The organism is Escherichia sp. MOD1-EC4550, assembly GCF_963876935.1.
Classification (GTDB): Bacteria; Pseudomonadota; Gammaproteobacteria; order Enterobacterales; family Enterobacteriaceae; genus Escherichia; species Escherichia coli_F.
Genome location: NZ_CAWNSE010000018.1, coordinates 35,626 through 57,216 on the forward strand (window position 1 = coordinate 35,626; position 21,591 = coordinate 57,216).

The following is a 21,591-nucleotide window of genomic DNA, read 5'->3' on the forward strand; positions in this document are numbered from 1 at the left end:
AAATGCTTTATAAAAAAGGTTTTAGCTTCGTATTCTTCAAGAAATGAGGGAGAAAACAAGGCTGACTACCTTATTTTCTCACTCGCATTTCGAGGCAGCATTTTGTGCTCTGTTTAAAATTTGTGATCACAGTGTGATTTTCACAAAAGGCACACTATTTATAAACCAGGACGAACACCCAGCGTATGGCAAATCGCATAACTCATTTCAGCGCGGTTAAGCGTATAGAAGTGGAAATCTTTCACTCCTTCACGGCTTAAAATCTTCACCATATCCATGGCAATATTCGCGCCCACCAGCTTGCGGGTTTCAGCGTCGTCGTCCAGCCCGTCAAACATTTGCGCCATCCACGCCGGAATACGCACGTTGGTCATGTCAGCGAATTTCTTCGCCTGTTTAAAGTTAGATACCGGCAAAATTCCCGGAATAATCTCCACATCAATGCCCGCCGATACGCAGCGATCGCGAAAACGCAGGTAGCTTTCGACATCAAAGAAGAACTGAGTAATCGCGCGGTTGGCTCCGGCATCGACTTTGCGTTTCAGGTTGAGCAAATCCGCCTGAGCGCTTTTCGCTTCCGGATGCACTTCCGGATACGCCGCCACGGAGATATCGAAATCCGCGACCTCTTTTAACAACGTCACCAGGTCAGAAGCATACATTTCTGGCTTACCACTTCCCGGCGGCAGGTCGCCACGCAGCGCCACGATATGGCGAATACCGTTGTTCCAGTAGTCGCGTGCAATGGTGCGCAGCTCGTCGGGCGTCGCATCAATACAGGTAAGATGTGGTGCTGCTTCCAGACCAGTGCGATCTTTAATGCCTTTAATAATGCTGTGCGTACGGTCGCGCTCGCCGGAGTTCGCGCCATAGGTCACCGATACAAACTTCGGTTTCAGACTGCTAAGGCGATCGATGGAGTTCCACAGGGTCTGCTCCATTTCACTGGTACGCGGCGGGAAAAACTCGAACGAAACGTTAATCTGCCCCTGGACTTCAGCCAGACTCTGATTCAGGGCATCCCGCTGGCTGGCGTGAAAAAAGCTCATACCTTACCTCATCAATCGCTTGTAGTTATATGTTGTGTTGTGCACATCTATCCGTTTAGACGTCCAGATGTAAAGATGAAGGAAAAGCTGAAGGGCGTCAACCGAAAAATGACCAATGATGGTGAGGAAAAATCAGGGAAGATGAAAAAAACTCATCTTAATTAGAGGTAATAAAGAGATTTCTTTATAGCGCAATCAACCTCACTCGTTTTGACTGATATACAGGCAACACAACGGCACCTGTTCTCATTCGAAAAACAACGCCCTGCCACCGGATGGTGATGCTAAAGCATCTGATTCGGCCTGCGCTCTCGTGTAGGCCGAATACAGAATCTGCGAAATCAACGGGTAACAAACAGTAGAGTCAACTCAGTGCGTACTTTTATTTAATATCTTTCACGCGCATACCGTTGATCTGTTCATCCGTGATGGTGTTACCCGCTTTAAAGTAATCAACCACCGCGTGATAAACGTAATAACCGCCCATCGTATTGCGCGCTTTACCCTCGGTAAACGCGGTAAAACCATCTCCACCATCAGCAAGGAAACTCTGAGTGGCAATGTGGTAAACTGTCGCATCTTCAATCGGTTTGCCATTCAGCGTCAGCGAGATAACCCGCTGACCAACCGGCTTGCTGCTGTCGTACTTCATTTCCAGGCCTTTCGATACCTGTAAAACGCCATTACTTAAACTTGCGCCGTGTTCCATCAAACCGCGTAATTGTTTACCCGTGAGTTCCATCGTCACCAGTTCGTTGGGGAACGGGAAGGTACTGATGACGCCACCCATCGTAATTGCACCCGCCGGGATCTCATTGCGAATCCCACCAGAGTTGGTTAACGCCAACTGGGTATTTTTACCCGCCGCTGCCAGCAAAGCGTCCGCCGCCAGGTTCCCGAGGGAAGCCGATTCACCATAGGCACGTTTTAATTCAACCGGCGATTGCGCCACCGTTTGCTGCACGACTTCATCCAGCTTTTTGTTCCAACTATCAATCACCTGTTTCGTTTGCGGATCGGGCTTCCACTCATCGGCGTAAAGGGTTTTAAGCTCGAAGTTTTTCACCGTAAAAGTGTGCGGCTTCTCTTTGTAGTCGAGAACCAGTTTACCCACATCAATCCCGCCGCTGTCAGTGGAGAGGATTAACGTATTGCCGACTTTAATCGGTTCCGGCGTACCCACATGTGCATGCCCGGTGATCAAAATATCCAGCCCTTTCACCTGACTTGCCGTCTGAATATCTTTATCCAGCGCGCGACGCACATCTGTGCCTCCCATACTGGACTGGCGGGCCGGAACACCTTCGTGGATCAGGGCAACGGTCAAATCAACCTTGCCTTTGAGTTCATCGATATAACGTTGTAGCCATTTAATTTCATCACGCGCCTCAATACCCACTCGCGTTGCCGCAGATACCGTATCATTAAAGGCAAATACACCGTGCAAACCAATCACGCCAATTTTCACACCGTCTTTTTCAATGATGGTATAGGGCTTATCCCAGAATGATTTACTGCTGTTCTGATAAAAAACATTACCCTGCACAATCGGGAATTTTGCCTGACTCAACTGTAATAACGTATTGTCCCAGCCGTGATCAAATTCATGATTACCTATAGTGACCGCATCGAATGGCATGGTATTCATAATATCGATAATCGCCTTGCCTTTAGTCAGGCTGCTGATATACGGCCCGGTAAAATAGTCACCCGCATCAAAAAACCAGGTCGCTTTGTTTTTAGCTTTTTCTTGTTTAACAAGCGTAGTGATATTTGCCCAGCCGCCAATATCTCGTTTACCGTCAGCAATCCACGGCACTTTATAAGGCTCTACATGTGCATGGAGGTCGTTGGTATAAATGATGGTGACATCTTTGGCGCAAGCCCAAAACGGCAGTGTTAATGCGATACCCGCAGCAAGCATTTTAATTTTCATAAACAATCCCTTCCAGTGAGATAAAGGATTGCTACATTACGTTCTGAAAGGCTTTTTTATGTGAGAATACTCACATCCAGAGGCGATAACCGTAGGACAAAATCAACGACCTTATGAAATCGTTGGTGATATATGTCAAATCTGTTTGCGATTAATGTCTGTAAAACGTTCGGTTGTCGAAATTTGGGATTGGCCTCATCGGAAGATTACAGTTGGCCAGACTATAAACTGGGTTTTCCGGCACTGCACTGCCAGGCATGCGGAAGTTACCCCCCTTTGTTTGATGAACAACAATTTCGTGACTGGTTGTCAGTTCACATGACTGCGTGTGCCATAGAAACAGGGCATTTTTGTCCATCATGCTATTGTAAAGAAAAGATTTTTTATGGTCACAACCCGCAGGGAACACAACGCGTTCAATGCCGTTCATGCAAAAAAGTCTGGACTCCGAAACAGCAGCCAGCAAGAGAAATTACGTATCCCCAGTCCATTGAAACCGTTCAACTGTTCATGCCCTTTCAAGGAGCCAGCGCAGTACAAAAGCTCTATGTTTTAGTCAGTCTTGACGCCACTCGTGGCAACATCCTTCATCTCTCCACGAATTATACGCAACATCAGACAGGAGACAGTCTGCGGTACAGTTACAGAGGCAATACAGAACCAACTGAGCACCATAGCGATATTGTGCAGAGGGTAGATATGCGTGAAGCGCAATTCTTGCGCCGGAGCCAGTTCGATGAAATTCAGTATGGCAGTGCTGTGCTCAAGCGCAACGGCAAGGGAGCCATACTACGCCCGGTTATCACGGCACACGGGCATTTCAGAATACTGAAAATCCGCTTTCCACATGTCAAAACGCATATAATTTCACACGAATGTTTTCTGAGAGGCGCAATTATTACAGCCTGGGCAGATCAGTTCCGCCAACAACAAGGCGAACTTTGGTTCGTAGAAGAAGAAATCAGCGACCGTAACGCTGATATTCCCTGGCATTTTCAGGGAACGACATACCATGGTTGGTGGCAAAATCAGTGGCAACGCTGGGGGCAGGGGAATAACAGCAAGATGGTCTGCCTGCTCACAGGAGTCTCCTTAGAAAGGGGCGCAAATGTTTCTCTGGCAACCAGTCGTTGCTTTATCACATGGCTGACAGACCAACACGACTTTACCCAAAGCGCGTTATTATCCGCAGGTCGCGTAACGAAAATGCTGACCTCACTGGCGTTAAAATACAATGAATCGCTCACTCCATCTTGTTAGTCAATACACTCGACAAACGACCATAAATTAATGGGATCACTATTTCTCATTTAATTAAATATATGAATGTATGACTGAAAAATATAATCGCAGTCAATGTTTAATTAATAACATTATTTGTTACTAAGATCACATAATACTTTCCTGACCTATGCTCTTATAAAAATAAGACACGGTGTTCCTTTTATTTAAATAATTCAACCAATGTAACAACCCCTATCAAGGAGGGATGATGAGAACTGTATTTACGACTTTATCAGTCATATTCAGCGTGATGTTTTCTCACAGTATACTAGCTCAGGACGTTACTATTTATTATACGAATGATATTCACGCACATGTCAATCCGGCAAAAATTCCCGCTGTTGATAAGAACAGACTTGTAGGTGGTATGGCTAATATTGCAGGCATCGTTAATGAAGCGAAGAAAAAAAACAAAGATGTCTTTTTCTTTGATGCAGGCGACTATTTTACCGGTCCGTATATCAGTACCCTGACCAAAGGTGAAGCTATTATTGATATCATGAACACCATGCCCTTTGATGCGGTGTCCGTTGGTAATCACGAGTTCGATCACGGCGTGCCCAATATGGTATCTCAGTTATCAAAAGCAAAATTCCCCATTCTGCTGGGAAATATTTACTACACCGATACAAATAAACCAGTTTGGGATCATCCGTGGACCATTATCGAAAAAGATGGTTTAAAGATTGGTGTGATTGGATTGCATGGTGCATTCGCTTTCTATGATACAGTCGCGGCAAAAGCACGTGAAGGCGTAGAAGCCAGAGACGAAATTAAATATTTAAATAAAGCACTTGCAGAATTAAAAGGTAAAGTCGACATTACCGTTTTGCTAATTCACGAAGGTGTTCCGGCGCGTCAATCAAGCTTTGGTAGTAAAGATGTGGAGCGGCTACTACAGGCAGATATTGAGACAGCTAAAAAAGTGAATGGTGTTGATGTCTTAATTACCGGTCACGCACATGTCGGAACACCGCAACCAATAAAAGTTAATAACACATTAATTGTATCTACCGATGCATACGGCACCGACATCGGAAAACTTGTGCTTGATTACAATCCGAAAACAAAGAAAATTGATAGTTATAATGGTGAGTTAATCACCATCTTTGCAGATCAATTTAAACCTGACACCATCGTTCAAAATACTATCGATAAATGGAGCGTAAAGCTTAACAAAATAACACAGGAAGTTGTCGGCCATTCTCCCGTAGTTTTAACACGTGAGTATGGCAGTTCTTCTTCTACCGGTAACCTTATTCTAGATGCAATGATGGAAAAAACACCTGATGCCATTGCCGGATTTCAAAATAGCGGTGGGATGCGAGCTGATTTTCCTAAAGGTGATATCACACTGGGAGATGTTATTAGCACATTCCCCTTTAATAATGACCTCATCGAGATGGATTTGACGGGCCGCGATCTCAAATCATTGATGACGCATGCAACCAATCTAACTAACGGTGTGTTACAGGTTTCAAAAAGCGTTGCGGTTGTCTATGACAGCAAAAAACCACTCAACCAACGGTTAATCTCTTTCACCATTAACGGCAAACCCGTGGAAGATAATCAAACATATCGTATTGCCACGCACTCCTTTTGTGCCAGTGGTGGTGACGGTTTTGAAGCATTTTTGAATGGAAAAAATGTGAAGACGATACCGGGAACAACCTCGGCGGAATCTATCATCGATTATTTCAAAAATCATAAACCTGTCACCCCAGACTTAACTAAACGAGTCATGGACGTCGCCAAATAAAATATCATTTATCAGTCTATTTATTTAACAAGGAATGCGAATGAAAACAGTGCAGCGTACTTTACTTTCCGCAACATTGCTGACTATTTTTTCGGTCTCAGTCATGGCGCAGGATGTCACGATTATTTATACAAATGATCTTCACGCTCATGTGGATTCTTATAAAGTGCCGTATATCGCAGACGGAAAACGCGACATTGGCGGCTTTGCCAATATATCTACTTTAGTAAAACAAGAGAAAGCGAAAAATAAAGCCACCTTTTATTTTGATGCTGGAGACTATTTCACCGGCCCTTATATCAGCAGTCTGACAAAGGGCGAAGCAATAATTGACATTATGAATACCATGCCTTTTGACGCAGTATCAATCGGTAATCATGAGTTTGACCATGGCTGGGATAATGCCCTGCGACAATTAAGCAAAGCGAATTTTCCTGTTTTATTGGGCAATGTTTATCATAAAGAGAGTGAGAAACCCTTCTGGAACAAGCCCTACACCATCCTGGAAAAAGATGGCATCAAGATTGGTATTATTGGGCTACACGGCGTATTTGCATTTAATGATACGGTCTCGGAGCTCTCTCTCCAGGGACTCGATAATGACAATAATAACCGCTTTGATAAATCTTCCGAGACCCTTAAGAATCAGGGGATTGAAGCACGTGATGAAGTGAAGTATTTGCAGCATTATATCGACGAGTTACGTGATAAGGTTGACCTCACTGTGGCGCTGGTTCATGAAGGCGTTCCGGCGCGTCAGTCCAGCATTGGCAATACAGATGTTAGACGCGCTCTTGATAAAGATATTCAAACCGCTAGCAAGGTGAAAGGATTGGATATTCTGATTACCGGGCATGCCCACGTCGGGACGCCAGAACCAATCAAAGTCGGCAACACCTTAATCCTTTCAACTGATAGTGGCGGTATCGATATTGGTAAATTAGTCCTTGATGTCAACCCTACAGCTCGTACCCATAAAATGAAGAGCTTTGAGCTGAAAACAGTTTATGCCGATGAATGGATACCCGATCCAACGACACAAAAAGTTATCAATGGCTGGAATAAAAAACTGGCGGATATTGTACGCCAACCAGTAGGTGAATCATCGATTGCATTAACTCGCGCCTATGGTGAGTCATCGCAACTAGGCAACCTGTTTACCGATGCAATGCTTGTCGCTGCTCCGACTGCACAGATTGCATTGATAAACTCCGGCAGCTTACGTGCGGATATAAATGCAGGCACGATTACCTTTGGCGACATTACCAGTACATTCCCCTTCAAGAATGAACTTACTGAAATGGATCTCAGCGGTAAGGATCTGCGTAACCTACTGGAACACGGGGCATCGCTTACCAATGGCATCCTGCAAATGTCAAAAGGCGCAGAAATGCGCTATACCCCGCAGAAACCAGTAGGTCAGCGCATAGTATCTTTTAAAATTAATGGTGAAGAGATCGTTGATACGAATATTTACCATGTTGCAACAACGACTTTCCTTGCACTGGGGGGCGATGGTTTTCTGGCATTCAAAGAAGGGAAAAATGTTCAGGTCCGCGCCGGAAATAACATGTCCGATGTCGTGATCGATTATTTGAAGAAAGGCCACAAGATTACGCCTGCACAGGTAAATGAAATGCGGGTGGACGTTAGCAAATAATAAAAAAATTATAATGCCATTCATTCACTGAATGGCATTATTTTTCTCTAAATCAACAATAAATAATGAGATATATTTATGTGTATAAAAAAGCACGGGATAGCTTTATCGATTCTATTAATACCTTGCATTGGAAACGCTCAGGAAATTAAAAGTGAGGAAGGCTGGTTACATCAAAGCTTGAATGTCATTGGTCGCACAGACTCTCGCTTTGGCCCAAGACTGACTAACGACCTCTACCCTGAATATACTGTAGCAGGAAGAAAAGACTGGTTTGATTTTTATGGTTATGTTGATCTACCAAAATTCTTTGGCGTCGGCAGTCACTATGATGTTGGGATCTGGGATGAGGGCTCACCACTATTTACGGAAATAGAACCTCGGTTTTCCATTGACAAATTGACCGGATTAAATCTTGCGTTCGGCCCTTTTAAAGAATGGTTCATTGCAAACAACTATGTCTATGATATGGGTGACAACCAGTCATCCCGGCAAAGTACATGGTATATGGGGCTTGGTACAGATATCGACACGGGTCTACCAATTAAGCTTTCTGCCAATATATACGCCAAGTATCAGTGGCAAAACTATGGTGCCGCTAATGAAAATGAATGGGACGGATATCGATTCAAAATAAAATATAGCATTCCTCTTACCCATTTATTCGGAGGGCGATTGGTATACAATAGTTTTACTAACTTTGATTTTGGCTCCGATCTTGCGGACAAATCACACAATAATAAACGAACCAGTAATGCTATTGCTTCAAGCCATATCCTTTCCCTGCTATATGAACACTGGAAATTTGCATTTACACTACGTTATTTTCACAACGGTGGACAATGGAATGCTGGGGAGAAAGTTAACTTCGGAGATGGTCCATTTGAATTAAAAAACACAGGATGGGGAACCTATACTACTATTGGTTATCAATTTTAAATCAGGTGATGTTTTAGATATTTTTACTTAATGCCATTTTGTAATTGTCATAAATAACTTCACCATTCACACTGTGAATTCATCGCTCAACACAAAAGCCCCCTTATTACCGGGGCACTGACCAAAGGCAAAATGACAATCAATCACCACCTCCGCAGGAGGTGGTTTAGAGGTGACAACAAAAGCTGGCAACTGCCAGCTTTTGTTCAATAATCACTACAACAACTGCGCCAGACGGTTAATATCCGACTGAATCGCCCCGGCGGTGACGTCGCGCCCTGCACCTGGCCCGCGGATCACCAGCGGGTTGTCGCGATACCAGCGGCTTTCGATGGCAAAGACGTTATCGCACGGTAGTAGTGATGCCAGCGGATGGTCTTCACGCACCGCTTCCACGCCCACTCGCGCTTTGCCGTTGGCATCGAAACGCGCCACGTAGCGCAACACCAGCCCCATTTCGCGGGCCGCTTCCAGTCGTTGCACCATCTGCTCATTAAGTTCATCGCCATTTTCAAAGAAATGGTCGATGCTTCCACCTTCGCAATGGGTAGGTACCAGTGATTCAACACGCACCTGGTCCGGTTCGATGTTGTAACCCGCTTCACGCGCCAGAATCACCAGCTTGCGCATCACGTCTTTGCCGGAGAGGTCATCACGCGGGTCAGGCTCGGTTAAGCCCTGCTGCCACGCCTGATCCACCAGCTCGGTAAACGGCACGCTACCGTCGAATTGCAGGAACAGCCAGGAGAGTGTGCCGGAGAAGATCCCGCTGATCGACAAAATAGTGTCGCCGCTGTCGATCAGATCGCGCACGGTATGGTTGATCGGCAAACCTGCGCCGACGGTGGCGTTGTATAGCCAGTGACGCCCGGTTTTTTCGAACGCGTCGTGGATCTGGCGATATTTATTGCTGTCGCTCGCTCCCGCCAGTTTGTTGGCACTGATGACGTGGAAACCGTGGCTGGCGAAATCGAGGTATTGATCGGCCAGTTGCTGACTGGCGGTAACGTCCAGCACCACTAAATCATCATACGGATGGGCACGCATCCACAGGAATAGCGACTCTTCATCCTGCTCGACGGCTTCATCATTAAAGAAGGCTAGCGCGCGGCTGGCGTCCAGCCCGTCATAGCTCAACAGGCTACGGCGGCTGTCCACCACGCCTGCCAGCACAAATTCAAAGCCGGTGCGCGCCGAGAGCGTGCTCTGCTCACGGGCGAACAGTTCCAGCCAGCGGGAACCGATATTGCCCTTACCGAACAATACCAGGCCGATGCGTTTTTCTGCGCGGAAGACGGACTGATGCAGCCCCTGAATCAGGCTTTCGGTCGGCCCGGTGCGCAGTACTGCCACCAGGCTGATGCCGTCATCGGACTGCCAGGTAAACTCGACCGGCTGGCCTTTCAGTTGCTGCCAGAAGCGGTGGCAATGCAGCGGGTTACGGGTGACGCCTGCACCAACCATCGCCACCAGCGCCAGCCCCTGACGCAGGCGCAGTTCGCCGGGTAATCCCGCTTCGTCGAGGATTTTCAGCGCACTGTCGGCCACTTCCGAGGTGTAGCAAAATTGCAGCAACTGGCGATCGTTATGCACGCCAACTGCCAGTGGGCGCACCTGAGCACGTTTCAGGATTTGGTCGATCTCTTTATGCGCCAGTTTAAAATCCTGACTGGCGGGCACCTGAAACTCAATCAAACAGACATCATCGTGGCTGGTGACAATACGCGCGCCAGTACCTGAGGCCAGCACGCGTTCAATGCGCGTGGAACCTTGATCCGGCGTGTAGCTACAGCGCAGCTGCAGGTCGATTTCGCTGCCAGAAACTGGCTGTAAAGTACGGGCGTGAAGAACGGGGGCCGCCAGACGCGCCAGTTCGCTGGCTTCATCCAGACGCAGCAACGGCAGCAGGCAGGCGTCTTTCACTTTACGCGGGTCGGCGCTATATACCCCGGCGACGTCGCTCCAGATGGTTACGCGGGAAACTCCCGCCAGCGCACCGATTTGTGTCGCGGAATAGTCGGAACCGTTACGCCCCAGCAGCACCGTTTCACCGGCGTTGTTACGGCTGATAAACCCGGTCACCACCAGACGTTTGCCCGGATGTTGTACCAGTAGCTGTTGCAGCAACGGGTAAGAAAGCCCTTCATCAACCTGCGGCTGCGCGGCGCGTTCAGCGCGTAAAAACTCGCGGGCATCAAGCCAGGCCGCTGGCAGCCCTTGTTGATTAAGTACCGCAGACATCAGGCGCGCCGACCACACTTCACCGTGGCCCACCACTTCCGCATACACCGCATCGTTAATACCGCTGTCGAGCAGCGCCGCCAGGCGTTCCAGATCGCTGACAAAAGCGCTAATGAGGCTATCGGCTTCTTCAGCGGGTAGCAGGCCGCTAATCAGATCGCACTGATAGCGACGCAGCGTTTGTTGAACCTGATGCGCAGAGAGACGATCGGTCTGGCTTAGTTTCAACCAGTTAATCAACTGGTTAGTGGTGCTACCGGCGGCGGAAACCACCATCATATCGTCAGGCTGAGAGTACTCCGCCATAATGCCCGCGACACGCAAATAACACTTCACATCAGCCAGACTACTGCCACCAAATTTATGCAGTTGACGACCTTTCGCCCCTGCCTGCGCAATCACACTCATTTTTACCCCTTGTTTGCAGCCCGGAAGCCATTTTCCAGGTCGGCAATTAAATCTTCGCCATCTTCAATACCGGTGGAGATACGCAGCAGCGTCTCGGAGATCCCGGCGGCAGCACGCGCTTCTGGTGCCATGCCTGCATGTGTCATGGTTGCGGCGTGAGAGATTAAACTTTCCACTCCCCCTAATGATTCCGCCAGCGTAAACAACGACAACCCGCCCAGGAAACGACGCAGCGTCTGCTCATCGCCATCCAGTTCAAAACTCAACATTGCGCCAAAGCCTTTTTGCTGGCGCGCGGCAATTTCATGCCCCTGATTTTCCGGCAGCGACGGGTGATACAGTTTTTTCACCAACGGCTGGGTTTGCAGATATTTCACAATCGTCTGCGCGTTGCGCTGCGCCAGCTCCATACGCGGCACCAGCGTTCGCAAACCGCGTAGCAGCAGATAGCTGTCAAACGCGCCGCCCGTCACGCCAATATTGTTTGCCCACCAGGCCAGTTCGGTGACAACGTCCGGGTCTTTAGCAATCACCACGCCAGCCACTACATCTGAGTGACCGTTCAGATATTTCGTGCATGAATGCAACACCAGATCGGCACCTAATGCCAGTGGATTTTGTAATGCCGGGCTTAAGAAGGTGTTATCCACCACGCTCACCGCCCCGACTTCCCTTGCCAGATGGCAGATTTTCGCAATATCCACGACGCGTAACAATGGATTACTTGGGCTTTCTACCAGTACCAGTTTGGGTTTTTCTGCCAGTGCAGCCTGCAATGCCTGCTCATCTCCTTGATCAACAAACAGCACGCGATAACAGCCGCGTTTCGCCAGGCTGTCGAATAGGCGATAGCTGCCGCCGTAGCAGTCGTGCGGCGCAACCAGCAAATCGCCAGGTTTCAAAAAGACGGTCGTTACTAGGTGAATCGCGGACATGCCGGTATTAGTAAGTACTGCACCCGCACCGCCTTCCAGTTCTGCCAGCGCACGCTGAACCACATCGCGCGTTGGGTTGCCGCGACGCGAGTAATCATGCGCGCGCGGTTCATTAAATCCGGTAAAGTTATAGGTGCTGGAAAGATGGATGGGAGGGACAACGCAACCATACTGTTCGTCGTCATTTAACCCGCTACGCACTGCAATGGTGGCCTGTTTACGCGTCATGTGATGAAGTTCCCTGGGCTTGGTCGGTGAAATGTCAGGCACCAGAGTAAACATTGTGTTAATGGACGTCAATACATCTGGACATCTAAACTTCTTTGCGTATAGATTGAGCAAATCCCAAATAGCCGTTAAAATTATATGCATTATCACGCCGACAGGTGCATTACACGATGTCACGGTAACGCCTGTACGGTAAACTATGCGGGTTTACGGTCAGTACCCACATAAATTGTGTGGTCTGGTCTCAATTTATTGACGAAGAGGATTAAGTATCTCATGGCTGAATGGAGCGGCGAATATATCAGCCCATACGCTGAGCACGGCAAGAAGAGTGAACAAGTCAAAAAGATTACGGTTTCCATTCCTCTTAAGGTGTTAAAAATCCTCACCGATGAACGCACGCGTCGTCAGGTGAACAACCTGCGTCACGCTACCAACAGCGAGCTGCTGTGCGAAGCGTTTCTGCATGCCTTTACCGGGCAACCTCTGCCGGATGATGCCGACCTGCGTAAAGAGCGCAGCGACGAAATCCCGGAAGCGGCAAAAGAGATCATGCGTGAGATGGGGATTAACCCGGAAACGTGGGAATACTAAAGCGGAAAAGAGCGGCGCGGAGTTAACCAGCCGCTTTTTTCATACATGGACGTTTAACTATGAAATACAGGCTACTGATCCTCAGCATGCTGGTTTCTGTGCCTGCCCTTGCCTGGCAGCCGGAAACTGGCGACATCATCTTTCAGATCTCTCGCTCATCGCAAAGTAAAGCAATCCAACTGGCGACCCATTCCGATTACAGCCACACCGGTATGCTGGTGATGCGTAACAAAAAGCCCTACGTTTTTGAAGCGGTCGGCCCGGTGAAATACACCCCGCTCAAGCAGTGGATCGCCCATGGTGAAAAGGGCAAATACGTTGTTCGCCGCGTTGAAGGCGGACTGAGCGTTGAACAACAGCAAAAACTGGCGCAAACGGCAAAACGTTATCTCGGCAAACCGTACGATTTCAGCTTCTCGTGGAGTGACAATCGCCAGTACTGTTCGGAAGTAGTGTGGAAGGTTTACCAGAACGCACTGGGAATGCGCGTGGGTGAACAGCAAAAACTGAAAGAGTTCGATCTCAGCAACCCGCTGGTTCAGGCGAAGCTCAAAGAACGTTACGGGAAAAATATTCCGCTTGAGGAAACGGTGGTCTCGCCACAAGCCGTTTTCGATGCGCCACAACTCACCACAGTCGCCAAAGAATGGCCGCTGTTTTCGTGGTAATACGACCAAAATTCAGACACAAAAAAAGCGCCGTGCGGCGCTTTTTTCGGAAATCCGGTCTTATTTGCTGCCCGGGATGTTGAAACGCTTGTTGAAGCGGTCAACACGGCCACCGGTAGCAACATCACGCTGTTTGCCAGTGAAGAACGGGTGGCACTTGCTGCACACGTCGAGGTTCAGATCATGACCAACGGTGGAGCGGATTTTCATTACGTTACCGCAAGAGCAGCTAGCAGTAATTTCTTCGTATTTCGGGTGAATATCTTTTTTCATGGGAAAACCTCGGTTTAAGGCCGCGTCGCTCTTCCAGCCCTAACGCCAGACACCACGCGATGTTAAAAGTATAGCTTCAATACGATCATTTCGTACGAAGGCGCGAAATCATACAGAAATTAACCAGCGTATGCAAACTGATCCGCACTCTTCTACGGCAATGTGTATACTAACCCACCGAATTTCAAGTCAGGATGATGCTATGCCCGTTGCCCACGTTGCCTTGCCCGTTCCGCTTCCTCGTACCTTTGACTATCTGCTGCCAGAAGGCATGACGGTTAAAGCCGGGTGTCGCGTGCGCGTGCCGTTTGGCAAACAGCAGGAGCGTATCGGGGTTGTGGTGTCAGTTAGCGACATCAGCGAGCTGCCGCTTAACGAGCTGAAAGCGGTAGTAGAAGTGCTGGACGTTGAGCCGGTATTTACTCACTCCGTCTGGCGATTACTGCTATGGGCCGCGGATTACTATCATCATCCGATTGGCGATGTGCTGTTTCATGCCTTGCCGATTTTACTGCGCCAGGGGCGGCCTGCGGCGAACGCGCCGATGTGGTATTGGTTTGCCACTGAACAAGGTCAGGCAGTGGATCTGAACAGCCTGAAACGCTCACCCAAGCAACAACAGGCGCTGGCAGCGTTACGGCAAGGCAAAATCTGGCGTGATCAGGTTGCCACGCTCGAATTTAATGATGCCGCGTTGCAGGCGCTGCGCAAAAAAGGTCTGTGTGATTTAGCAAGTGAAACGCCAGAGTTTAGCGACTGGCGCACGAACTATGCCGTTTCTGGCGAGCGGTTGCGATTGAATACTGAACAGGCCACCGCCGTTGGCGCCATCCATAGCGCAGCGGATACCTTCTCTGCCTGGCTGCTGGCGGGTGTTACCGGTTCCGGTAAAACGGAAGTCTATTTAAGCGTGCTGGAAAACGTGCTCGCTCAGGGCAAACAGGCGCTGGTGATGGTGCCGGAAATCGGCCTGACGCCGCAAACTATCGCCCGTTTTCGTGAACGTTTTAATGCGCCCGTAGAAGTTCTGCATTCCGGCCTGAACGACAGTGAGCGCCTTTTAGCGTGGCTGAAAGCGAAAAATGGAGAGGCGGCGATTGTGATCGGCACTCGCTCCGCACTGTTTACGCCGTTTAAAAATCTCGGTGTGATTGTCATTGATGAAGAGCACGACAGTTCCTATAAACAGCAGGAAGGCTGGCGCTACCATGCCCGCGACCTGGCGGTGTACCGTGCGCACAGCGAGCAAATCCCGATTATTCTTGGTTCCGCAACGCCCGCGCTGGAAACGTTGTGCAACGTGCAGCAGAAAAAATACCGCCTGCTGCGCCTGACCCGTCGGGCAGGCAATGCGCGCCCCGCAATTCAACATGTGCTGGATTTAAAAGGTCAGAAGGTGCAGGCGGGGCTGGCTCCGGCATTGATCACCCGAATGCGCCAACATTTACAGGCCGACAATCAGGTTATCCTCTTCCTTAACCGCCGGGGTTTTGCACCTGCCCTGCTGTGCCATGACTGCGGCTGGATAGCCGAATGCCCGCGTTGCGATCACTACTACACGCTACATCAGGCGCAACAGCATCTGCGCTGTCACCACTGTGACAGTCAGCGTCCGGTACCGCGCCAGTGCCCTTCCTGCGGCTCCACGCACCTGGTACCCGTGGGGCTGGGCACCGAACAGCTTGAACAGACGCTCGCGCCAATGTTCCCTGGTGTGCCCATTTCTCGTATCGACCGCGATACCACCAGCCGCAAAGGGGCGCTTGAACAACAACTGGCGGAAGTACATCGCGGCGGTGCGAGGATTTTGATCGGCACGCAAATGCTGGCGAAAGGTCACCACTTTCCGGATGTGACGCTGGTGGCATTACTGGACGTAGACGGCGCGCTGTTTTCTGCCGATTTTCGCTCGGCAGAGCGTTTCGCCCAGCTTTACACCCAGGTCGCCGGTCGTGCCGGGCGTGCGGGTAAACAGGGTGAAGTGGTGCTGCAAACGCACCATCCTGAACATCCGCTGTTGCAAACGTTGCTCTATAAAGGCTACGACGCTTTTGCCGAACAGGCGCTGGCTGAACGACGCATGATGCAACTGCCGCCGTGGACCAGCCATGTGATTGTGCGTGCGGAAGATCATAACAATCAGCACGCGCCATTGTTCCTGCAACAACTGCGTAATCTCATCCTCTCCAGCCCACTGGCGGACGACAAACTCTGGGTTCTCGGCCCAGTTCCGGCGCTGGCTCCGAAACGTGGCGGTCGCTGGCGCTGGCAAATTTTGTTGCAGCACCCTTCCCGCGTGCGCTTACAGCACATCATCAATGGTACGCTGGCGCTCATCAATACAATACCGGATTCCCGTAAAGTGAAATGGGTGCTGGATGTTGATCCGATTGAGGGTTAAACCGCTCACGATGCGAGGCGGATCGAAAAATTCAATATTCATCACACTTTTCATGAAAATTCTGTAACCGTTTTCACGCGCTATCTGCTAAAAATGTTGCCGATGTGAAGTAAACATGGAAGTAGTACGCCTGCCGTGCCGGGCGAGGAGTGAGTGTGAAAGCGAAGAAGCAGGAAACTGCCGCGACCATGAAAGACGTTGCCCTCAAGGCAAAAGTCTCTACAGCGACCGTCTCCCGAGCATTAATGAATCCCGATAAAGTCTCCCAGGCCACCCGTAATCGGGTTGAAAAAGCGGCCCGGGAAGTGGGTTATTTACCGCAGCCTATGGGGCGCAACGTCAAGCGTAATGAATCCCGTACCATTCTGGTGATTGTCCCGGATATCTGCGATCCCTTCTTTAGCGAAATTATTCGCGGTATCGAAGTTACGGCGGCAAATCACGGATATCTGGTGCTGATTGGCGACTGTGCGCATCAAAATCAGCAGGAAAAAACCTTTATCGATTTGATCATCACCAAGCAAATTGATGGCATGTTGCTGCTGGGTTCAAGGCTGCCGTTTGATGCCAGCATTGAGGAACAGCGTAATCTGCCGCCGATGGTGATGGCGAACGAATTTGCACCGGAACTGGAGCTGCCTACAGTTCATATCGACAATCTGACCGCCGCATTTGATGCAGTAAATTATTTATATGAGCAAGGTCATAAACGGATTGGCTGTATAGCCGGTCCCGAAGAGATGCCGCTGTGTCACTACCGCCTGCAAGGCTACGTTCAGGCGCTGCGTCGCTGCGGCATTATGGTTGATCCGCAATACATCGCCCGGGGCGACTTCTCCTTTGAAGCCGGAAGCAACGCGATGCAACAGCTGCTTGCTCTTCCGCAACCGCCTACTGCTGTCTTCTGCCATAGCGATGTAATGGCGCTCGGCGCACTTTCTCAGGCAAAACGCCAGGGGCTGAAAGTCCCGGATGATCTGTCCATAATCGGTTTTGATAACATCGACCTGACGCAATTTTGTGATCCGCCGCTGACAACCATCGCGCAGCCGCGTTACGAAATCGGTCGGGAAGCTATGCTGTTATTGCTTGATCAAATGCAGGGGCAACACGTTGGCAGTGGCTCTCGTTTAATGGACTGCGAACTTATCATCCGGGGATCAACGCGCGCGTTACCTTAAAGTAAACCTTTAAGACTGCCGTGACTGGTCAAAGGCCCGCCGCTTAAGTAACATGGCGGGCTGACGAACGAATAAATACAGCGAAACGATAGTGGCACAACGAGATTATGTACGCCGCAGCCAACCGGCACCTTCGCGGCGAAAAAAAAGCACCTCACGGAAAAAGCAACGAAATCTGCCTGCGGTTTCTCCCGCAATGGTCGCTATTGCTGCCGCCGTTCTTGTGACCTTTATCGGTGGTCTGTACTTCATTACGCATCACAAGAAAGAAGAGTCCGAGACGCTGCAAAGCCAGAAAGTGACCGGAAACGGATTACCACCGAAACCAGAAGAACGCTGGCGCTACATTAAAGAGCTGGAAAGTCGCCAGCCGGGTGTGCGTGCACCAACAGAACCTTCTGCCGGTGGTGAAGTGAAAACGCCGGAACAACTGACACCAGAACAACGTCAGCTTCTTGAACAAATGCAGGCTGATATGCGCCAGCAACCAACGCAACTGGTTGAAGTCCCATGGAATGAACAGACGCCGGAACAGCGTCAGCAAACGCTTCAACGTCAGGCACAACAGCGTCAGATTCAGGCGGCTCAACAGCAGCAGCGTCAGGCTGAGCAGGCATATCAACAACCGCGTACCGCGCAAGCGCAGCAACCACCGCGCCAGACGCAGCAGACTCGCCAGGCGGCTCAGCAGCCGTACCAGGATCTCCTGCAAACGCCAGCACACACTGCCGCGGCGCAGCCGAAGTCACAGCAAGTCGCGCCTGTTAGCCGGGCCGCTGACGCGCCAAAACCGACGGCGGAGAAAAAAGACGAGCGGCGCTGGATGGTACAGTGCGGTTCGTTCCGAGGCGCGGAACAGGCAGAGACGGTACGAGCTCAGCTGGCGTTCGAAGGCTTTGACTCGAAAATTACCACCAACAATGGCTGGAATCGTGTGGTGATTGGCCCGATTAAAGGGAAAGAAAATGCCGACGGCACCCTGAATCGCCTGAAGATGGCGGGTCATACAAACTGTATTCGACTCGCTACCGGGGGTTGAAACCCTCAAAATCCCCCCCATCTATAATTGCATTATGCCCCGTACTTTTGTACGGGGTTTGTACTCTGTATTCGTAACCAAGGGGTCAGCTCGTGACAACTATAGTAAGCGTACGCCGTAACGGCCATGTGGTCATCGCTGGTGATGGTCAGGCCACGTTGGGCAATACCGTAATGAAAGGTAACGTGAAAAAGGTCCGCCGTCTGTACAACGACAAAGTCATCGCGGGCTTTGCGGGCGGTACTGCGGATGCTTTTACGCTGTTCGAACTGTTTGAACGTAAACTGGAAATGCATCAGGGCCATCTGGTCAAAGCCGCCGTTGAGCTGGCAAAAGACTGGCGTACCGATCGCATGTTACGCAAACTTGAAGCACTGCTGGCAGTCGCGGATGAAACCGCTTCACTGATCATCACCGGTAACGGTGACGTGGTGCAGCCAGAAAACGATCTTATTGCTATCGGCTCCGGCGGCCCTTACGCCCAGGCTGCGGCGCGCGCGCTGTTAGAAAACACTGAACTAAGCGCCCGTGAAATTGCTGAAAAGGCGTTGGATATTGCAGGCGACATTTGCATCTATACCAACCATTTCCACACCATCGAAGAATTAAGCTACAAAGCGTAAGGATCTCCCATGTCTGAAATGACCCCACGCGAAATCGTCAGCGAACTGGATAAACACATCATCGGCCAGGATAACGCCAAGCGTTCCGTGGCGATTGCACTGCGTAACCGCTGGCGTCGCATGCAGCTTAACGAAGAGCTGCGCCATGAAGTGACCCCGAAAAATATCCTGATGATCGGCCCGACCGGTGTCGGTAAAACTGAAATCGCTCGTCGTCTGGCTAAGCTGGCGAATGCGCCGTTCATTAAAGTTGAAGCGACCAAATTCACCGAAGTGGGCTATGTAGGTAAGGAAGTGGATTCTATTATCCGCGATCTGACCGATGCCGCCGTGAAAATGGTACGCGTCCAGGCTATTGAGAAAAACCGTTATCGCGCTGAAGAACTGGCAGAAGAACGTATTCTCGACGTGCTGATCCCACCGGCTAAAAACAACTGGGGACAGACCGAACAACAGCAGGAACCGTCCGCTGCTCGTCAGGCATTCCGCAAAAAACTGCGTGAAGGCCAGCTCGATGACAAAGAAATCGAGATCGATCTTGCCGCAGCACCGATGGGCGTTGAAATTATGGCGCCTCCGGGAATGGAAGAGATGACCAGCCAGCTGCAGTCCATGTTCCAGAACCTGGGTGGTCAGAAACAAAAAGCGCGTAAGCTGAAAATCAAAGACGCCATGAAGCTGCTGATTGAAGAAGAAGCGGCGAAACTGGTGAATCCGGAAGAGCTGAAGCAAGACGCTATCGACGCTGTTGAGCAGCACGGGATCGTGTTTATCGACGAAATCGACAAAATCTGTAAGCGCGGCGAGTCTTCCGGTCCGGATGTTTCTCGTGAAGGTGTTCAGCGTGACCTGCTGCCGCTGGTAGAAGGTTGCACCGTTTCCACCAAACACGGGATGGTCAAAACTGACCACATTCTGTTTATCGCTTCTGGCGCGTTCCAGATTGCGAAACCGTCTGACCTGATCCCGGAACTGCAAGGTCGTCTGCCAATCCGAGTTGAACTGCAGGCACTGACCACCAGCGACTTCGAGCGTATTCTGACCGAACCGAATGCCTCTATCACCGTGCAGTACAAAGCACTGATGGCGACTGAAGGCGTAAATATCGAGTTCACCGACTCCGGTATTAAGCGGATCGCGGAAGCAGCATGGCAGGTGAACGAATCTACCGAAAACATCGGTGCTCGTCGTTTACATACTGTTCTGGAGCGTTTAATGGAAGAGATTTCCTACGACGCCAGCGATTTAAGCGGTCAAACCATCACTATTGACGCAGATTATGTGAGCAAACATCTGGATGCGTTGGTGGCAGATGAAGATCTGAGCCGTTTTATCCTATAATCGCGTTCAATCATTTTCATCATTGTTTGATGGGGCTGAAAGGCCCCATTTTTATTGGCGCGTATTATGACTGAACAACAAATTAGCCGAACTCAGGCGTGGCTGGAAAGTTTACGACCTAAAACCCTCCCCCTCGCCTTTGCTGCAATTATCGTCGGGACGGCGCTGGCATGGTGGCAAGGTCACTTCGATCCGCTGGTCGCCCTGCTGGCACTGATTACCGCCGGACTGCTTCAAATTCTCTCTAACCTCGCTAATGATTACGGCGATGCAGTAAAAGGCAGCGATAAACCTGACCGTATCGGACCGCTACGCGGCATGCAAAAAGGGGTCATTACCCAGCAAGAGATGAAACGGGCGCTCATTATTACCGTCGTGCTCATCTGTCTCTCCGGGCTGGCACTGGTTGCAGTGGCGTGCCATACGCTGGCCGATTTTGTCGGTTTCCTGATTCTTGGCGGGTTGTCGATCATTGCCGCTATCACCTACACCGTGGGCAATCGTCCTTATGGTTATATCGGTTTGGGTGATATTTCCGTACTGGTTTTCTTTGGCTGGTTGAGCGTCATGGGCAGCTGGTATTTACAGGCTCATACGTTGATTCCGGCGTTGATCCTTCCGGCGACCGCCTGTGGCCTGCTGGCAACAGCGGTTCTGAACATTAATAACCTGCGTGATATCAATAGCGACCGCGAGAATGGCAAAAACACGCTGGTAGTGCGCTTAGGTGAAGTGAACGCGCGTCGTTACCATGCCTGCCTGCTGATGGGCTCTCTGGTGTGTCTGGCGCTGTTTAATCTCTTTTCACTGCATAGCCTGTGGGGCTGGCTGTTCCTGCTGGCGGCACCATTACTGGTGAAGCAAGCCCGTTATGTGATGCGGGAAATGGACCCGGTGGCGATGCGACCGATGCTGGAACGCACTGTCAAGGGAGCGTTACTGACTAACCTGCTGTTTGTTTTAGGGATATTCCTAAGCCAGTGGGCAGCATAACTGACAAATATCAATTAACAATTGATGATTTTGCCAACA

At 50.0% G+C, this 21,591-nt stretch carries 16 protein-coding genes and 1 pseudogene; 12 read left to right on the forward strand and 5 right to left on the reverse strand.

All coding sequences use genetic code 11. The features are described 5' to 3' along the window. Positions 1-158: 158 nt before the first annotated feature. Positions 159-1,049 (reverse strand): methylenetetrahydrofolate reductase, encoded by an 891-nt coding sequence (gene metF / locus AACU19_RS14775; protein WP_000007523.1) that lies wholly within the window; start codon positions 1,047-1,049, stop codon positions 159-161. Between the two features lie 382 nt (positions 1,050-1,431). Then, positions 1,432-2,985, reverse strand: coding sequence for a bifunctional metallophosphatase/5'-nucleotidase (locus AACU19_RS14780; protein WP_105279104.1), 1,554 nt, complete (start codon positions 2,983-2,985; stop codon positions 1,432-1,434). Between the two features lie 132 nt (positions 2,986-3,117). On the opposite strand from AACU19_RS14780, the gene AACU19_RS14785 reads away from it, so the two are divergent. The 4 genes and pseudogenes from AACU19_RS14785 to AACU19_RS14800 all read left to right on the forward strand — a co-directional run. After that, the gene (locus AACU19_RS14785; RefSeq protein ID WP_000067197.1) at positions 3,118-4,245 is read left to right on the forward strand and encodes a hypothetical protein; all 1,128 of its coding nucleotides are present in this window, start codon (positions 3,118-3,120) and stop codon (positions 4,243-4,245) included. Positions 4,246-4,477: 232 nt separating this feature from the next. Then, complete coding sequence (locus AACU19_RS14790; protein WP_001261171.1) at positions 4,478-6,028, forward strand: bifunctional metallophosphatase/5'-nucleotidase; 1,551 nt, start codon at positions 4,478-4,480, stop codon at positions 6,026-6,028. Between the two features lie 40 nt (positions 6,029-6,068). Then, the gene (locus AACU19_RS14795; RefSeq protein ID WP_105279105.1) at positions 6,069-7,688 is read left to right on the forward strand and encodes a bifunctional metallophosphatase/5'-nucleotidase; all 1,620 of its coding nucleotides are present in this window, start codon (positions 6,069-6,071) and stop codon (positions 7,686-7,688) included. 78 nt (positions 7,689-7,766) lie between these two features. After that, a pseudogene (locus tag AACU19_RS14800) lies at positions 7,767-8,612 on the forward strand (nucleoside-specific channel-forming protein Tsx); the annotation flags it as partial. A gap of 231 nt (positions 8,613-8,843) precedes the next feature. Here the strand turns inward: AACU19_RS14800 and metL are convergent. Together metL and metB are read right to left on the reverse strand one after the other, a co-directional pair. After that, on the reverse strand, positions 8,844-11,276 hold the full coding sequence (metL, locus tag AACU19_RS14805; RefSeq protein ID WP_000110774.1) for a bifunctional aspartate kinase/homoserine dehydrogenase II: 2,433 nt from the start codon (positions 11,274-11,276) through the stop codon (positions 8,844-8,846). Between the two features lie 2 nt (positions 11,277-11,278). Beyond that, the gene (gene metB / locus AACU19_RS14810) at positions 11,279-12,439 is read right to left on the reverse strand and encodes a cystathionine gamma-synthase (RefSeq protein ID WP_105279106.1); all 1,161 of its coding nucleotides are present in this window, start codon (positions 12,437-12,439) and stop codon (positions 11,279-11,281) included. Positions 12,440-12,715: 276 nt separating this feature from the next. Here metB and metJ point away from each other — a divergent pair, with 276 nt between their 5' ends. Together metJ and AACU19_RS14820 are read left to right on the forward strand one after the other, a co-directional pair. Beyond that, positions 12,716-13,033: a met regulon transcriptional regulator MetJ gene (gene metJ / locus AACU19_RS14815; RefSeq protein ID WP_000852812.1), complete on the forward strand. Its 318-nt coding sequence runs from the start codon at positions 12,716-12,718 to the stop codon at positions 13,031-13,033. 59 nt (positions 13,034-13,092) lie between these two features. Next, positions 13,093-13,701: a YiiX family permuted papain-like enzyme gene (locus AACU19_RS14820; RefSeq protein WP_105279107.1), complete on the forward strand. Its 609-nt coding sequence runs from the start codon at positions 13,093-13,095 to the stop codon at positions 13,699-13,701. Between the two features lie 60 nt (positions 13,702-13,761). Here AACU19_RS14820 and rpmE read toward each other — a convergent pair whose 3' ends face one another. Continuing rightward, positions 13,762-13,974, reverse strand: a complete 213-nt coding sequence (gene rpmE / locus AACU19_RS14825; RefSeq protein WP_000710769.1) for a 50S ribosomal protein L31 — start codon at positions 13,972-13,974, stop codon at positions 13,762-13,764. 202 nt (positions 13,975-14,176) lie between these two features. On the opposite strand from rpmE, the gene priA reads away from it, so the two are divergent. From priA to menA, 6 genes are all read left to right on the forward strand, one after another. After that, on the forward strand, positions 14,177-16,375 hold the full coding sequence (gene priA / locus AACU19_RS14830) for a primosomal protein N' (RefSeq protein WP_105279108.1): 2,199 nt from the start codon (positions 14,177-14,179) through the stop codon (positions 16,373-16,375). 155 nt (positions 16,376-16,530) lie between these two features. Further along, positions 16,531-17,556 (forward strand): DNA-binding transcriptional regulator CytR, encoded by a 1,026-nt coding sequence (gene cytR / locus AACU19_RS14835; protein ID WP_000644901.1) that lies wholly within the window; start codon positions 16,531-16,533, stop codon positions 17,554-17,556. Positions 17,557-17,647: 91 nt separating this feature from the next. Next, positions 17,648-18,595: a cell division protein FtsN gene (gene ftsN, locus AACU19_RS14840; protein ID WP_039021498.1), complete on the forward strand. Its 948-nt coding sequence runs from the start codon at positions 17,648-17,650 to the stop codon at positions 18,593-18,595. Between the two features lie 92 nt (positions 18,596-18,687). Beyond that, the gene (gene hslV, locus AACU19_RS14845; protein ID WP_000208242.1) at positions 18,688-19,218 is read left to right on the forward strand and encodes an ATP-dependent protease subunit HslV; all 531 of its coding nucleotides are present in this window, start codon (positions 18,688-18,690) and stop codon (positions 19,216-19,218) included. 9 nt (positions 19,219-19,227) lie between these two features. Further along, positions 19,228-20,559: an HslU--HslV peptidase ATPase subunit gene (gene hslU, locus AACU19_RS14850; protein ID WP_001293344.1), complete on the forward strand. Its 1,332-nt coding sequence runs from the start codon at positions 19,228-19,230 to the stop codon at positions 20,557-20,559. 66 nt (positions 20,560-20,625) lie between these two features. Then, on the forward strand, positions 20,626-21,552 hold the full coding sequence (gene menA / locus AACU19_RS14855; RefSeq protein ID WP_000139496.1) for a 1,4-dihydroxy-2-naphthoate polyprenyltransferase: 927 nt from the start codon (positions 20,626-20,628) through the stop codon (positions 21,550-21,552). Positions 21,553-21,591 lie beyond the last annotated feature (39 nt).